Origin of the sequence: Rhodovulum adriaticum, from assembly GCF_004345735.1 — a bacterium.
Taxonomy (GTDB): Bacteria; Pseudomonadota; Alphaproteobacteria; order Rhodobacterales; family Rhodobacteraceae; genus Rhodovulum; species Rhodovulum adriaticum.
In genome coordinates this window covers 75,622-88,879 of record NZ_SLXL01000007.1, presented here as the reverse complement: position 1 = coordinate 88,879, position 13,258 = coordinate 75,622, and the positions used below count along the sequence as shown (strand labels likewise).

Annotated in this window: 13 protein-coding genes, 1 tRNA gene and 1 pseudogene; 6 read left to right on the top strand and 9 right to left on the bottom strand. The window is 64.8% G+C overall.

The features are described 5' to 3' along the window. Positions 1-19: 19 nt before the first annotated feature. Positions 20-1,039, bottom strand: a complete 1,020-nt coding sequence (locus tag EV656_RS10715) for a ribose-phosphate pyrophosphokinase (RefSeq protein WP_132603569.1) — start codon at positions 1,037-1,039, stop codon at positions 20-22. 106 nt (positions 1,040-1,145) lie between these two features. Between EV656_RS10715 and EV656_RS10710 the strand changes: the two genes are divergently transcribed. Beyond that, positions 1,146-1,745, top strand: a complete 600-nt coding sequence (locus EV656_RS10710; protein WP_132603566.1) for a 2-hydroxychromene-2-carboxylate isomerase — start codon at positions 1,146-1,148, stop codon at positions 1,743-1,745. On the opposite strand, the gene EV656_RS10705 is transcribed toward EV656_RS10710, so the two are convergent. Both EV656_RS10705 and metF read right to left on the bottom strand, forming a co-directional pair. Then, complete coding sequence (locus EV656_RS10705) at positions 1,742-2,209, bottom strand: PaaI family thioesterase (protein ID WP_132603563.1); 468 nt, start codon at positions 2,207-2,209, stop codon at positions 1,742-1,744. The genes EV656_RS10710 and EV656_RS10705 overlap by 4 nt on opposite strands. Positions 2,210-2,239: 30 nt before the next feature. After that, a complete protein-coding gene (gene metF / locus EV656_RS10700; protein ID WP_132603560.1) occupies positions 2,240-3,109 on the bottom strand; it encodes a methylenetetrahydrofolate reductase [NAD(P)H] in 870 nt (289 codons plus the stop codon). 102 nt (positions 3,110-3,211) lie between these two features. Here metF and EV656_RS10695 point away from each other — a divergent pair, with 102 nt between their 5' ends. Continuing rightward, entirely contained in the window at positions 3,212-4,120 is a 909-nt protein-coding gene (locus EV656_RS10695; RefSeq protein ID WP_132603557.1) for a LysR family transcriptional regulator, read from the top strand. Positions 4,121-4,345: 225 nt separating this feature from the next. Beyond that, positions 4,346-5,134: an inositol monophosphatase family protein gene (locus tag EV656_RS10690; RefSeq protein WP_132603554.1), complete on the top strand. Its 789-nt coding sequence runs from the start codon at positions 4,346-4,348 to the stop codon at positions 5,132-5,134. 3 nt (positions 5,135-5,137) lie between these two features. On the opposite strand, the gene EV656_RS10685 is transcribed toward EV656_RS10690, so the two are convergent. Genes EV656_RS10685 through putA form a run of 3 tightly spaced genes read right to left on the bottom strand, consistent with a single transcriptional unit; the run spans position 5,138 to position 9,735 of the window. Beyond that, entirely contained in the window at positions 5,138-5,506 is a 369-nt protein-coding gene (locus EV656_RS10685; RefSeq protein WP_132603552.1) for a GFA family protein, read from the bottom strand. Continuing rightward, positions 5,503-6,243, bottom strand: a complete 741-nt coding sequence (locus tag EV656_RS10680; protein WP_132603549.1) for a rhomboid family intramembrane serine protease — start codon at positions 6,241-6,243, stop codon at positions 5,503-5,505. Before EV656_RS10680 ends, EV656_RS10685 begins: the two co-directional genes overlap by 4 nt. 30 nt (positions 6,244-6,273) lie before the next feature. Next, positions 6,274-9,735: a bifunctional proline dehydrogenase/L-glutamate gamma-semialdehyde dehydrogenase PutA gene (putA, locus tag EV656_RS10675; RefSeq protein ID WP_132603546.1), complete on the bottom strand. Its 3,462-nt coding sequence runs from the start codon at positions 9,733-9,735 to the stop codon at positions 6,274-6,276. A 104-nt stretch (positions 9,736-9,839) separates the two neighbouring features. Here putA and EV656_RS10670 point away from each other — a divergent pair, with 104 nt between their 5' ends. Both EV656_RS10670 and EV656_RS10665 read left to right on the top strand, forming a co-directional pair. Beyond that, positions 9,840-10,316 (top strand): Lrp/AsnC family transcriptional regulator, encoded by a 477-nt coding sequence (locus EV656_RS10670; protein ID WP_132603543.1) that lies wholly within the window; start codon positions 9,840-9,842, stop codon positions 10,314-10,316. Positions 10,317-10,370: 54 nt separating this feature from the next. Then, positions 10,371-10,455 (top strand) — tRNA-Leu (locus EV656_RS10665). Positions 10,456-10,801: 346 nt separating this feature from the next. On the opposite strand, the gene EV656_RS10660 is transcribed toward EV656_RS10665, so the two are convergent. The 3 genes and pseudogenes from EV656_RS10660 to EV656_RS10650 form a co-directional block, all read right to left on the bottom strand. Continuing rightward, positions 10,802-11,515, bottom strand: a complete 714-nt coding sequence (locus EV656_RS10660; RefSeq protein ID WP_242469023.1) for a recombinase zinc beta ribbon domain-containing protein — start codon at positions 11,513-11,515, stop codon at positions 10,802-10,804. 6 nt (positions 11,516-11,521) lie between these two features. Further along, positions 11,522-11,974 (bottom strand): annotated as a pseudogene (locus EV656_RS16800) (recombinase family protein); the annotation flags it as partial. Between the two features lie 96 nt (positions 11,975-12,070). After that, positions 12,071-12,361 carry a hypothetical protein gene (locus tag EV656_RS10650; protein WP_132603534.1) on the bottom strand — a complete coding sequence of 97 codons (291 nt, stop codon included), beginning with the start codon at positions 12,359-12,361 and terminating at the stop codon, positions 12,071-12,073. Between the two features lie 528 nt (positions 12,362-12,889). On the opposite strand from EV656_RS10650, the gene EV656_RS10645 reads away from it, so the two are divergent. Next, on the top strand, positions 12,890-13,129 hold the full coding sequence (locus EV656_RS10645) for a hypothetical protein (protein WP_132603531.1): 240 nt from the start codon (positions 12,890-12,892) through the stop codon (positions 13,127-13,129). Positions 13,130-13,258 lie beyond the last annotated feature (129 nt).

The window sequence follows — 13,258 nt, the reverse complement described above, 5'->3', positions numbered from 1 at the left end:
GCGCGGCGCCGGTCTGAGGTCAGACCGGCGTGTACAGCCCTTCGTAGATCGGGGCCAGCGTGGCGTGCTCGAACAGCGACGAGACCGAGGTGCCCTGCCAGATATTCATGATGGCCTGGGCGAACATCGGCGCAGTGGGCACGATGCGGATATTCGGCGCCGATTGTACCGTTTCGTTGGCCTGAATCGAATCCGTCACCACGACCGATTTCAATTGTGACCCGGTGATCCGTTCCACAGCCGGGCCAGAGAACACGCCGTGGCTGATATAGGCGTGCACCTCGGCCGCGCCCTTTTCCATCAGCTTGTCGGCGGCCTTGCACAGCGTGCCGGCGGTGTCGCACAGGTCGTCCACGATGATGCAGATCTGATCCTTCACGTCGCCGATCACCGTCATCTCGGCCACTTCGCCCGGACGCACCCGGCGCTTGTCCACGATGGCCAGCCCGGATTCGATGCGCTGCGCCAGCTCGCGCGCGCGGGCCACCCCGCCCACATCGGGCGAAACCACGGTCAGGTGGTCCATCTGCCCGCGGAAATGATGCTCGATATCCAGGGCAAAGATCGGCGCCGCATAGAGGTTGTCCACCGGAATATCGAAGAAGCCCTGGATCTGCGCGGCATGCAGGTCCATCGTCAGCACCCGTTCGATCCCGGCCTCGGTCAGCAGGTTGGCCACCAGTTTCGCGCTGATCGGCGTGCGCGCCTTGGTGCGGCGGTCCTGCCTGGCGTAGCCGAAATAGGGGATAACGGCGGTGATGCGCGCCGCGGACGACCGGCGCAGCGCGTCGGCCATGATCATCAGTTCCATCAGGTTGTCGTTGGCCGGGTTCGAGGTCGGCTGGATCACGAACATGTCCTCGCCGCGGACGTTCTCGAACACCTCGACAAAGATTTCCTGATCGTTGAACCGTTCGACCCGCGCATTGACAAGGTCGACCGAAATGCCCCGGTGCATCGACATCCGGCGGGCGATCGCGGCGGCAAGGCGGGGGTTGGCGTTGCCCGAAATCAGTTTCGGTTCATGGATGTTGTGCATGGCTGCATTTCCCGGGAAGGCAGATTCGTGACGGTGCGGTGACGTTGACAGCGCTTAACACCCGGTTACGGTCTTGAAAACCACGATAGGCAAGGGGGGCGCCCGCATGGCTCATATCGACTACTTCTTTACGGTGATTTCACCTTTTTCCTACCTCGCCGGCACGGGGCTAGAGCGGATCGCGGCGCGCCACGGGGCGGGCATAACCTACAAGCCGGTTGATATCATGGGGCTTTTTGCACGCACAGGCGGTACGCCCCCGGCCCAGCGGTTTGAGGGGCGGCAGCTCTACCGCATGCAGGAGATCCGCCGGCAAGCGGCGAAACAGAACCTGCCCGTGGTGTTGAAGCCTGCGCATTTCCCGGCCAATGCCGCGCCCGCCTCCTACGCGATCATCGCCGCCCAGGCCGAGGGCGGCGGCGATCTGGGCGGGTTGGTGCACGGGCTGATGCGCGCCTGCTGGGCCGAGGAACGCAACGTGGCAGAGGATGCAGTGATCCGCGATTGCCTCGCCGCGGCGGGGTTCGATCCCGCGCTGGCCGACCGTGGCCTGCTGGCCGGGGCGGAAACCTATGCCGCCAACCTGGAAGAGGCCGTCGCACGCGGCGTGTTCGGATCGCCGTTTTACATCACGGACGGGGATGAACGGTTCTGGGGTCAGGACCGGCTGGCGGATCTGGACGCGCACCTGGCGGGCGACCTCTAGCCGCCCTCCAGCACGATGCAGGTGGTCGAGCCGGTGGCGTAAAGCTTGCCATCCTCGACCCCGCGCACCTCGGCCACGGCCACGCCGGTACGCCGCCCGTGATGCTGCACATGGGCTCGGGCCTCCAGCATCTGACCGGCGCGGGCGACGCGGGTGATGTTGACCTTGTATTCCAGTGTCGCGTGATTGGCGCTGGCGGGCACCTCGGTCATCACGGCGCATCCCAACGCCGCATCCAGCAGCGTGCCGTACCAGCCGCCATGCACCGTGCCAGTGGCGTTGCCATGCTCTGGCCCCGGCGTGCCGCGAAAGACGACGGCGCCGGGGTCCACCTGCACCAGGTCCAGCCCCATCAGGCTCCAGATCGGCGGCGTGGCGATCCGGCCATCCATCGTGGCGCGCAGGTAATCAAGGCCCGGCATCGCGATCAGCCGGTCCCGGTCAAAGGGCAGGGCGCCGTTCATGCCCTCGGCCGTGCGGCCGGGGCGGTGCTTTCAAGCGACCTTTTCGAGGTGCCCCTCGGGCTGCACCCCCAGGGCGTGGCAAATGTCGCGGGTCAGGTGCGGTTTGTTCAGGGTGTAGAAATGGAAATCCCGCACGCCCCCGTCCATCAGCTGGCTGCACAGTTCCGTCGCCATCGCCTGGCCCAGCAGCGCCTCGCGCCCGTCGCGCTGTGCCTTTTCAAAGGCGTCATCCACCCAGGTCGGGATATGCGCGCCGCAGCGTTCTGCGAAACGGCGCACACCGGCCCATTTCTCGATCGGCAGGATGCCGGGGATGATCTTCGACCCGTCGATCCCCTCGGCCTCGCATTCATCGCGGAAGCGGAAGAAGGTTTCGGCCTCGAAGAAGAACTGCGTGATGGCCGAGGATGCGCCCGCCTCGAACTTCTTCTTCAGCCAGCGCACATCGCTGCCGGGCCCCTTCGATTCCGGGTGCGGGTCGGGATAGGCGCCGACGCGGATCTTGAACTTGCCGGTTTCGGCCAGCGCGGCCACCAACTCGCAGGAATTGGCGAACCCGTCGGGATGCGGGGTAAAGCTGCCGTGCCCCTTGGGCGGGTCGCCGCGCAGGGCCACGATCTCGGTCACCCCGGCCTCGGCATAGCTTTCCACGATCTCCATCGTTTCGGCGCGGGTCGCCTCGACGCAGGTCAGGTGGGCGGCCACGTTCAGCCCGTAATGCTTGTGGATCGTTTCCACCGCATCGTGGGTCAGCTTTCGCGTGGTTCCGCCCGCGCCATAGGTCACCGAGACAAAGCCCGGTTTCAGCGGGGCCAGCGCCTGCACCGTTTCCCACAGGCGGAAACTGGCCTCCAGCGATTGCGGCGGAAAGAACTCGAACGAGACGCGGGGGGCGGACATGGCTGACTCTCCGGACGGATTCGGCATTTTGATGCTTGTCGCACAGGGCAATCTGTGAAACAAACTCATACTTCTCAAGATGAATATGAAAATCGCGACAATATGCACCTCGAACTTCGTCATCTTCGCACGATCAAGGCGATCCATGACGCGGGCGGGTTGGCCCGGGCGGCGGATCGGCTGAACATCACGCAATCGGCGCTGTCCCACCAGGTCAAGGGCCTGGAGGATCAGGTCGGCATGGAACTGTTCGTCCGCCGCACCAAGCCGCTGAAACTGTCGTCTGCGGGGCTGCGCCTGCTGCGCGCGGCCGAACGGGTGCTGCCGGAAATCGCCGCGCTGCAGGCCGAGTTCGAAGGCCTGAAATCCGGTAAATCCGGGCGCCTGCATATCGCGTTGGAATGCCACGCCTGTTTCGACTGGCTGCTCCCCGTGCTGGAGGCCTTTCGCAAGGCCTGGCCCGAGGTGGATGTCGATATCCGCCCCGGTCTGTCGTTTGAGGCGCTGCCCGCCCTGGCCCGCGAAGAGGTGGACCTGGTTGTTTCCTCCGACCCCGAGGATCTGCCCGGCATCGCCTTCGCGCCGCTTTTCGACTATGCGCCCGTTTTCGTCTGCGCGGCCAGCCATCCCCTGGCCGCCAAGCCCTACATCGAGGCTGAGGATTTCCGCGGCGAAACGCTGATGACCTATCCGGTGGACCGCTCGCGGCTGGACGTCTTTACCGGCCTTCTGGGCCCCGCCAGGGTAGAGCCGCTGGCCGTCCGCCCGGTGGAACTGACGGCTGTGATCCTGATGCTGGTCGCCTCGGGTCGGGGGGTGACGGTACTGCCTGACTGGGTGGTGCGCGAGGCCCGCGCCAACAGCGAGCTGGCCGTTCGCCCGCTGACCGAAACCGGGCTGACCCGCCGCATCTACGCCGCCACCCGCCAAGAGGACGCAGCCAAGCCCTACATGGCCCATTTCATCCGCCTCGCCCGCAGCGAGCCGGTGAAGCTTCAGCGCGTGGGCTGACCTTCCGGCGGGGCAGGGCGTGCCCGCTTCCCTTCTTCTTGGTCCAAATACCCCAGGGGGTCCGGGGGGCAGCGCCCCCCGGCGGGTCGCCCGGGCGCAAGCCCGGGCGAAATGCGTGCGGTGCGCGGCCGCATCGCCCGGGCGGCAATCGGGGCCGGTCGGCGTCCCCCCCTTGGCACCGGGCGCGGCCCCGTGTATGGCGCCCGCAAGCCAAGGAGAACACGCATGCAAGGCAGCGCCAATCTCAACATCATGATCAAGGCCGCGCGCAAGGCGGGCCGCAGCCTGGTCAAGGATTTCCGCGAGGTGGAAAACCTGCAGGTCTCGATGAAGGGGGCGGGCGATTTCGTGTCCCGCGCCGACATGGCCGCCGAAAAGATCATCCGCGACGAGCTGCGCACCGCTCGGCCCAACTATGGCTGGGTGGGCGAGGAAACCGGCGAGGAACCGGGCGAGGATCCCACCCGCCGCTGGATCGTCGACCCGCTGGACGGCACCACCAACTTTCTGCACGGGCTGCCGCACTGGGCGGTGTCCATCGCCCTGGAACACAAGGGCGAGGTCGTGGCCGGTGTCATCTTCGACGCCGCCAAGGACGAGATGTTCTATGCCGAGAAGGGCGCCGGGGCCTGGATGAACGAAAGCCGCCTGCGCGTGTCGGGCCGGGGCAAAATGATCGAGTGCATCTTCGCCACCGGCGTCCCGTTCGGCCACAAGAAGACGCTGCCCGCCACGATGCAGGATCTGGCCCGCCTGATGCCGGTCTGTGCCGGTGTGCGCCGCTGGGGATCCGCCGCGCTGGACCTGGCCTATGTCGCGGCCGGGCGCTACGACGGGTATTGGGAACGCGAACTCAACGCCTGGGACATCGCCGCCGGCCTGATCCTGGTGCGCGAAGCGGGCGGTTTCGTCGGCCCTGTGCGCGAAGGCCACCAGCCGCTGGAACATGGCGACGTGATGGTGGCCAACGGCAATATCTACGACCAGTTCGCGCGCATCATCCGGGGCGCCTGACGGCTACTTGCGATCACAGACGTGGTGCACCCCGTCCGACCAGCGCACCGCGCCCAGGTCGCGGGGGTTGATGCCCTCCAGTGCGCCGACATTGATGCCGTATTCGTTGGGATTGGCGCGGCGGCGGTGGTGGGTATAGATCCCGCAGGTCGGGCAGAAGTGGTGTTCCGCCGTCATCGTGTTGAACTGATACAGGGCGATGTGATCCGCGCCCTTGACGATCCGCAGCGCATCCAGCGGCACGCCGGCCATGATCGCGCCGCGCCTGCGGCAGAACGAACAGTCGCAGCGCGTCGCGTTTTCCAGCGCGCCCTCGGGCAGGTCCACTTCGATCTCGATCGCGCCGCAATGGCAGGTCAGGCGGTGGGTCATCGGCGTCTGCGGACGGTGGGGATTGGGCTGCGGCGATAGGCGATTTCGGGGTGCGGCGGGTGACCGTGGTTGCGCGCCCAGTATGCGGTGCCCCCGCGCCGCAGCCACAGCGGCAGCGTCAGCACCAGCCCGGCAACGAAACCGCCCGCATGCGCCCAGTGGGCGACGCCGGCCTCGGCCGCATCGGCGCCGGACCCGGCCAGCACCTGCAACCCGAACCAGGCCCCCAGCATCAGCCAGGCCGGGACCGGGATCACCTTGAAGATGAAGACGAAGATGAACAGGATATCGACCCGCGCCCGTGGGAACAGCAGCAGATAGCCCCCCATCACCCCGGCAATCGCGCCCGAGGCCCCCACCATCGGCACCAGCGAATTGGGGGCGGACAGGTATTGCCCCAGCCCGGCGGCCAGCCCGCTGGCCAGGTAGAACAGGGCAAAGCCCGTGTGCCCCATCTCGTCTTCCAGATTGTCGCCGAAGATCCACAGGAACAGCATGTTCCCGGCAAGGTGCAGCAGCCCGCCATGCAGGAACATAGAGGTGACCAGCCCCGCCGGTTGCTGCCCGGCCGACAGCGCCGCGGGCACCAGCCCCCACCGAAAAAAGAAGCTTTCCAGCCCCGGCGGGTCGGAAAACAGCGGCCAATAGGACAGGAACACGATGACGTTCACCGCGATCAGCGCATAGGTGACGTAGGGTGTTCGTTCCGATGGGTTGTGATCGCGTAGCGGGAACATGGGCCAACGCTAGCCGGTCCCCGCCCGCGGTCAAGCGGAACCCACCTCGGCCAACAGCACCGCGTTCCCGCCCGAGGCTGTGGTGTCGATGCACAAATGCCGCTCGGCCCGGGCGTGGGCGGTGTCGGGGTGGCCCGCGATCAGCGGCAGGATCGGGCCTGCGCGCCGGGCCAGGGCCCGTTCATAGGCGCGGCCCGTGTCCGCATCCCCCCACCACAGCACGCCCCCTAGGGGGGCGAGCGTTTCCAGCAGGTCGGGGGATACCTCGCCCGTGACCTCGACCGCCGCGCCGCCCAGATCGCGGACCGCGCGGGCCTGTGACGCGGCCGCCCCCGGCCCGGGGCCAAGGCACAGGATCGGTGGGCGGGGCAGGGTGGTCAGCCGGTTGGATTCGCCCGTGGGGCCGGGCAGGGCGCGGGCCTCTGGCCCCTGCGCCGGGACCGCCGCAGCCAGCGCCATGGCCAGCCCGGCCGCGTTCGCCGTGCCTTGGGCGGCCTCGTTCACCGGGGCGACCGGGCGGGCGCGGAACCGGGCCAGGTAATGCGGGCCGCCCGCCTTGGGGCCCGTGCCCGACAACCCCTCGCCGCCAAAGGGCTGGCTGCCCACGATGGCGCCGATCTGGTTGCGGTTGACGTAAAGGTTGCCGACATGCAGCCGCTCGGCCACATGCTGCACGCGGTCGTCGATCCGGCTGTGCAGGCCAAAGGTCAGGCCGTAGCCGCTGGAATTGATCGCGTCGATCACGCTGTCGATCTCTTCGGCGCGGAAGGTGGCGACATGCAGCACCGGGCCGAAGATTTCCCGCTCCAACGCGGCGATGCCGTCCACGCGGATCAGGGTGGGCGACAGGAAATGGCCCGCCGGGGGGGCATCGCCCTGCCACAACAGCCGTCCCGCAGTGCGGGCGCGGTCGATATGGGCGGTGAAATCGTCCTTGGCGGCCGCCTCGATCAGCGGGCCGACATCGGTGGACAGATCCCACGGGTCGCCCAACCGCAATTCCGCCATCGCCCCTTGCAGCATCGTCAGGAAGCTTTCGGCGATGTCCTCTTGCACATACAGGCACCGCAGGGCCGAACACCGTTGCCCGGCAGATTGAAAGCTGGAGGCCAGGATATCCGCCACCGCCTGTTCGGGCAGCGCGGTGCTGTCCACGATCATCGCGTTCAGCCCACCGGTTTCCGCGATCAGCGGCGTGCCGGGGGGCATGTGATCGGCCATCGCCGCCCGGATCAGCCGCGCCGTTTCGGTTGAGCCGGTGAAGGCCACGCCCCCCACCCGCGCGTCCGAGGTCAGCCGCGCCCCCACCGTCGCGCCGTCGCCGGGCAGCAGTTGCAGGCAGGCACGCGGCACGCCCGCCCGGTGCAGTAGCGTCACCGCCAGATGGGCGATCAGCGGTGTCTGCTCGGCCGGTTTGGCCAGCACGCCATTGCCCGCGGCCAGCGCGGCGGCAATCTGTCCGGTGAAAATCGCCAGCGGAAAGTTCCAGGGCGAGATGCAGGCAAACACCCCCCGCGCTGGCGCGTCGGAGGCCGCGCCCTCATCCGCGTAGAAGCGCAGGAAATCCACTGCCTCGCGCAGCTCGCCCACGGCGTCGGCCAAGGTCTTGCCCGCCTCGCGCGCGACTAGGGCAAAGATTTTGCCGAAGTGATCCTCGTACAGGTCGGCGGCGCGGCGCAGGACGGCCGCGCGGTCGTCCACCGGGGCATCCCAGGGGCGCGCGGCGGCCAGGGCGGCGTCCACGTCCGCGTCCGATGCCGGGCGGACCTGCCCCACCACGTCGCCCGGATCGGCGGGGTTGACCACGCCGCAGGCGGGGCCGGGCGCGGCATCGCCTGCGATCAGCGGCCCGGCCTGCCAGCGCGCGCCGCGATGGGGGGCGCGGGCGGCCTCGATTTCCGCCAGGTCGGGGGCATGGGCCAGATCCCAGCCGCGCGAATTGCGCCGCCCCGGCCCGAACAGCGCGGGCGCGCGGGCAATCGCGGGGTGTTCGGGCGCGTCCTGATGCGCCTCGACCTGGGTCAGGGGATCGGCGGCGACCTCTTCGGGGGCCACATCCTCATCCACGATCTGGTTGACGAAGGACGAATTGGCCCCGTTTTCCAGGAGTCGCCGCACAAGGTAGGCCAGCAGGTCGCGATGTGCGCCCACCGGGGCGTAGATCCGGCAGCGGGTGCCGTCATGTTTCGCCATCACCAGGTCGTGCAGGGATTCGCCCATCCCGTGCAGGCGCTGAAACTCGAACGCGCCCCGATCCGTGCCCATTTGCAGGATCGCGGCCACCGTATGGGCGTTATGGGTGGCGAATTGCGGATAGATGCGGTCGGTCATGCCCAGCATCTTGCGCGCATTGGCGATATAGCTGACATCGGTCGCAGGTTTGCGGGTAAAGACCGGGAAGCCGTCCACCCCCGCCACCTGCGCGCGCTTGATTTCCGTGTCCCAATAGGCGCCCTTGACCAGCCGCACCATCAGCCGGCGGTCGTGCTTTGCGGCCAGCGCGTGCAGCCAGTCCAGCACCAGCCCGGCGCGCTGCCCATAGGCCTGCACCACCACGCCGAAGCCGTCCCAGCCCGCCAGGCGGGGATCGGCCAGCACGGTTTCGATCACGTCCAGCGACAGGGACAGGCGGTCGGCCTCTTCGGCGTCGATGTTCAGGCCCATGTTGGCCTCGCGCGCCTGTAATGCCAGTTGCAGCAGCCGCGGGGTCAGTTCCGCCATCACCCGGTCGTGCTGCGCGACCTCATACCGGGGATGCAGGGCCGACAGCTTGACCGAGATCCCCGGATTGGCGCGCACGTCGTCCGATGTGGCGGCCTGGGCGATTCGGGCGATCGCCGCGCCATAGGCATCCAGATACCGGCGGGCATCGGCATCGGTGCGCGCGGCCTCGCCCAGCATGTCATAGGAATAGGTATAGCCCTTGGCCTCCATCCCTGCGGCGCGGTCCATGGCGGCGTCGATATCCTCGCCCAGCACGAACTGGCGGCCCATCTCGCGCATGGCGCGGCCCACGGCGGTGCGGATCACCGGCTCGCCCAGCCGTTTCACCGCGCCGCGCAGGGTGGCGGCCAGCCCCGGTTCGGGCTTGTCCAGAACGCGGCCCGTCAGCATCAGCGCCCAGGTCGAGGCATTGACCAGCGGCGAGGCGGATTTGCCCAGGTGCCGGCCCCAGTCGCTGGGGGCGATCTTGTCCTCGATCAGCGCGTCCATGGTTTCGGCGTCGGGCACGCGCAACAGTGCCTCGGCCAGGCACATCAGGGCGACGCCCTCTTCGGTGGACAGGCCGTATTCGGCCAGGAAAACCTCCATCAGGCCGGGGCGGTCCTTGGCGCGGATCTCGCGCACCAGGGCGGCGGCCTCGGTGCTGATGGCGGCGCGGTCGGCGGGCGACAGGGCGCAGCCCGCCAACAGGTCGCGCAGCACGGGCCCCTCGGGCGCATAGGCGGTGTCGTCGATGCGGGCGCGCAGCGCGGCAAGCGTTTCGGTCATGGCAATTCCCCTGGATTTGGCCCAGTATACCTGCATATACCGCGCCTGATCGTCCATCTTGATTGGTTTTGCCGGGCGATCAGACCAAATATCCTGAGGTTTTCATGCCGAACGATCCGGAACCGCTTGATCGCCACGACCGCGCGATTCTGCATGTCCTGGCCAGCGAGGGGCGCATTCCCGTGGCCGAACTGGCCCGCCGGATCGGTCTGTCCAAGACGCCGACCCAGGCCCGCCTGCGCCGTCTGGAGGCACGCGGCATCGTCACCGGCTACCGCGCCATGGTGAACCCGATCCGGCTGGGTCTGGCGCATGTGGCCTTTGTCGAATTGCGGCTTTCGGACACGCGCGAGGCCGCGTTGCAGGAATTCAACGCCGCCGTCCGCGCCATCCCCGAGATCGAGGAATGCCACATGATCGCGGGCGGGTTCGATTACCTGCTAAAGGTGCGCACGGCCGACATGGCCAGCTATCGCGCGGTGATGGCGGACCGCATTTCGGCCCTGCCGTACGTGGCGAACAGTTCCACCTATGTCGCGATGGAGGCGGTGAAGGACAGCGCCTTTGCCCCGCCGGGGTAGGCGCCGGACGCATTGTCTTTCGCGCGTCGCGGCGGTAGGCAAGACAGCGTTCCCGCGGGCGTGGTGGAACGGTAGACACAAGCGACTTAAAATCGCTAGGGCCTGGCCCGTGCGGGTTCGAGTCCCGCCGCCCGCACCATCTTCAAATTCGAGTCTTCAAGAAAGCGTAAGGCCTTGAAGGGGAAGGTGGTTTCTGGGGTTCGAACACCGTCTTTTCGGCTGTACTCAAGCGGAGCAGCAAACACCAGCCTGAGTACAGTTCTCCGCAGGTCGAAGCCGCCCTTTTCCCATATTTCATAGGGACTTGCCAAGAACCCCATCGAGAGTTCGAACATTTCCTCAAACGAATGCACCGGGACGCTAATCCTGAGGGCCTCGGCATCGACTATCGCCTTCTCTGCCTGAAGTTCGGCGACCTTTCGTTCGTAAGCGCTCGCAATGTCGTCATTCTTGGTTTGTACCGCTCGTGAGAGTAGGTCCGATACCTACTTGTCGATCTGTGTTGATCGCTGTTTCAGGCGACGGGCCTCCTTTTGCGCATTCTGGCCTTGCTGCTTCCATGCGGTTTTAAACATTCTTTCAGCGACATCGAAGGTTTCCTTGCTTGGTTCCAACGACTGCAGGATAGCTTCGAACTGCCCCTCCAACTGATGCCTCGGGGTCGATTTTCCTTTTTCCGGGCAGCCACGATACTGACAAAGGTAGTAAGGGTACCTTCGACCGGTGTGGCTCTGCGACCAACAAGATGTCAGTTTGCGCCCGCAGGTCTCGCACACCAGGAATCCACGCAGCGGAAAATCCCTATCGATATTCTTCTTCGCCGGTGCGACGGCTGCCTGTCTCAACTTGTGCTGGTTTATAAGATAGGTGTCATAAGTGATCAGTGCTTCATGAAAGGCAGGCGTCAGTGGGATTCCACGCTCAGGGCGCTGCAGATATCCAGCATACAGCAAATTCTTGATGATCTTCGAGACGCGGTCGACGCTTACTTCCTTCCCTCTGTAATCCTTTGGGAACTCCCTTTTCGAGTCGAGGAAGCGCTTTACTTCTGCCTGAGATTGAAACCGACCAGTGGCATACCCGTTAAGCGCCTCGGCAATTATCGATGCAAGTGGTTCGTCGCGCACTAGAATCTTGCCGTGCGCCGCAGTCTTCTCGTAGCGGTATCCCCATGGCGCTGCGAAGGTCCAGTAGCCCATCTCAAGGCGAGAGCGGACCCGACCCTGCGCACGCTCGCGGTTGTTGCCTGCCTCCAGTTCCCCAAGCAGAACACGCAGCTTGAGGACAAAGCTGGAATGCGCGTCCTGTCCGACCTCGAACTTGGGACTCTCAAGGCGCGCCCCCGCGCTCTCGATCTGCTTTCGCAGATCCGTGAAGACCGAAACATCACGGGCAAAACGGTCAATGTCGTCAACGACGACCACGAAGCTCTCGCGACGGTTTTTCTTCAAGTATTAGAGCAAGGATTTTGTACCCTGTCGCTCACCTACTGTCCCGGAAATGATGTCGGTAAACACTTCAGCAACATCGTACCCGCGAGCTTTCGCGTACGAGCGGCAGCTCTGCTCTTGACTGGAAAGGCCGGTCCCCTCCGCTACCTGCTTGGCCGATGAAACACGAACATAGATCAGGCACCTCTGTGACGTCTCAGACGGCATTAATGTCTCCATCAATTGAAAAGGCTTCTGTGTTACGACTGGGCACCGACAGCGCGCTGGCAGCGCCCAAGTTTTTTGGCTTGAGTGAAAAACCTATCAGGCCGCTTCCTGCAGGACTTCGCCCAACTCTGCCACGATTCCTGAGGCGCTCTCCTTCGGGACAAAGACGCGCTGAGTCGGGTGAACCCCATACCCGAGGTCGACGAAGGCCAGAATGATCGACCAAAGCGCCTCAAGGAACTGATCCCGCTGTTCTGGGGACAAGGGAAGACGGTGCAGGTCAATTTCACAGGCGCGCAAATCCATCGGCGGCCTTACGTAGGTGAAATGCCGTTTCTTGATATCTTGAAAGTCCACCACGTTGCTGTCTGTCGTGTCGTTTTTCATCTTCGAACTCTCCTCATATTTCTATGCAGTATCGCTCGGGTTCGAATAAATCCGAGCCATAACAGGACATTAGTTCGAACTTTCCTTTGCTGGAAAGGTAAGAGTAAGTGACAATTCACAAAGCCACTACGCTGGAAATCAGCACATTAAGGGCGGTGAGAAAAAGCACATCACAGAATGGCTTGCCGTGGATTTCAAGACTTAACCTCAATCATTTCTGGAAAAAGGCACAACATAGATCTAGGCAAAAAGCACAATGTCAGGCTTAGTGACAAAGAGAGCCGAAGATCTCCACCGAATCACCACGTTTGACTACTTTGTTCGACTCGTTTGAGAGAGGAAGGCACTGCGGCTCAAGCCACTGGCGCGCATCACAAAGGCACGTTTAGCCCGCCGCATAGGATTCATTGTCGCAGTTCGGCCCAAAGCCGTCGTTCCGCGATTGAGAACTCGCTGCCTCGCAGCTTCCACACAGCGGACGTTCACCCTAATCTGCTCGTGACCACCAGTGAAGTTGGAAGGGTAGCCATGCGCGACGATCTGAGAGAAGAAATCATGCGGTGGGTCTCGACCTTGGAAAGAGGCCAGTTGTTTTCTCTTCGCACGCTATTTGGGGGAAACAAGGACTTCGAAAAGGTCGGCACCTCAGGTCAGCGGAAAGCACTGGGAACACAGTTTCGCAAGGCAGTTGACGCGGGGGAGTTCAAAGAAATTGAATACTCGCACCACAACCAATCGCCAGCCGAACATTGGTATCGGCGGGTTTAACGGCCCTCACCAAACGTTCACCCTGCCTACTGTTGCTGCAAAGCAACCCGACAAAGCTCGCGTCCGCGGCACGCGCGCAATCGATGACAATGAAACCTCATACAATGCTGATCCAAGTGATCTCTCACT

Excerpts from the sequence above, each read along its gene's own strand:
- metF (WP_132603560.1), bottom strand. The coding sequence starts at position 3,109 with ATGTCCGCCCCCCGCGTCTCGTTCGAGTTCTTTCCGCCGCAATCGCTG.
- EV656_RS10690 (WP_132603554.1), top strand. The coding sequence starts at position 4,346 with ATGCAAGGCAGCGCCAATCTCAACATCATGATCAAGGCCGCGCGCAAG.
- EV656_RS10705 (WP_132603563.1), bottom strand. The coding sequence starts at position 2,209 with ATGAACGGCGCCCTGCCCTTTGACCGGGACCGGCTGATCGCGATGCCG.
- EV656_RS10695 (WP_132603557.1), top strand. The coding sequence starts at position 3,212 with ATGCACCTCGAACTTCGTCATCTTCGCACGATCAAGGCGATCCATGAC.
- putA (WP_132603546.1), bottom strand. The coding sequence starts at position 9,735 with ATGACCGAAACGCTTGCCGCGCTGCGCGCCCGCATCGACGACACCGCC.
- EV656_RS10650 (WP_132603534.1), bottom strand. The coding sequence starts at position 12,361 with ATGAAAAACGACACGACAGACAGCAACGTGGTGGACTTTCAAGATATC.
- EV656_RS10710 (WP_132603566.1), top strand. The coding sequence starts at position 1,146 with ATGGCTCATATCGACTACTTCTTTACGGTGATTTCACCTTTTTCCTAC.
- EV656_RS10660 (WP_242469023.1), bottom strand. The coding sequence starts at position 11,515 with ATGGGCTACTGGACCTTCGCAGCGCCATGGGGATACCGCTACGAGAAG.
- EV656_RS10715 (WP_132603569.1), bottom strand. The coding sequence starts at position 1,039 with ATGCACAACATCCATGAACCGAAACTGATTTCGGGCAACGCCAACCCC.
- EV656_RS10645 (WP_132603531.1), top strand. The coding sequence starts at position 12,890 with ATGCGCGACGATCTGAGAGAAGAAATCATGCGGTGGGTCTCGACCTTG.
- EV656_RS10685 (WP_132603552.1), bottom strand. The coding sequence starts at position 5,506 with ATGACCCACCGCCTGACCTGCCATTGCGGCGCGATCGAGATCGAAGTG.
- EV656_RS10680 (WP_132603549.1), bottom strand. The coding sequence starts at position 6,243 with ATGTTCCCGCTACGCGATCACAACCCATCGGAACGAACACCCTACGTC.
- EV656_RS10670 (WP_132603543.1), top strand. The coding sequence starts at position 9,840 with ATGCCGAACGATCCGGAACCGCTTGATCGCCACGACCGCGCGATTCTG.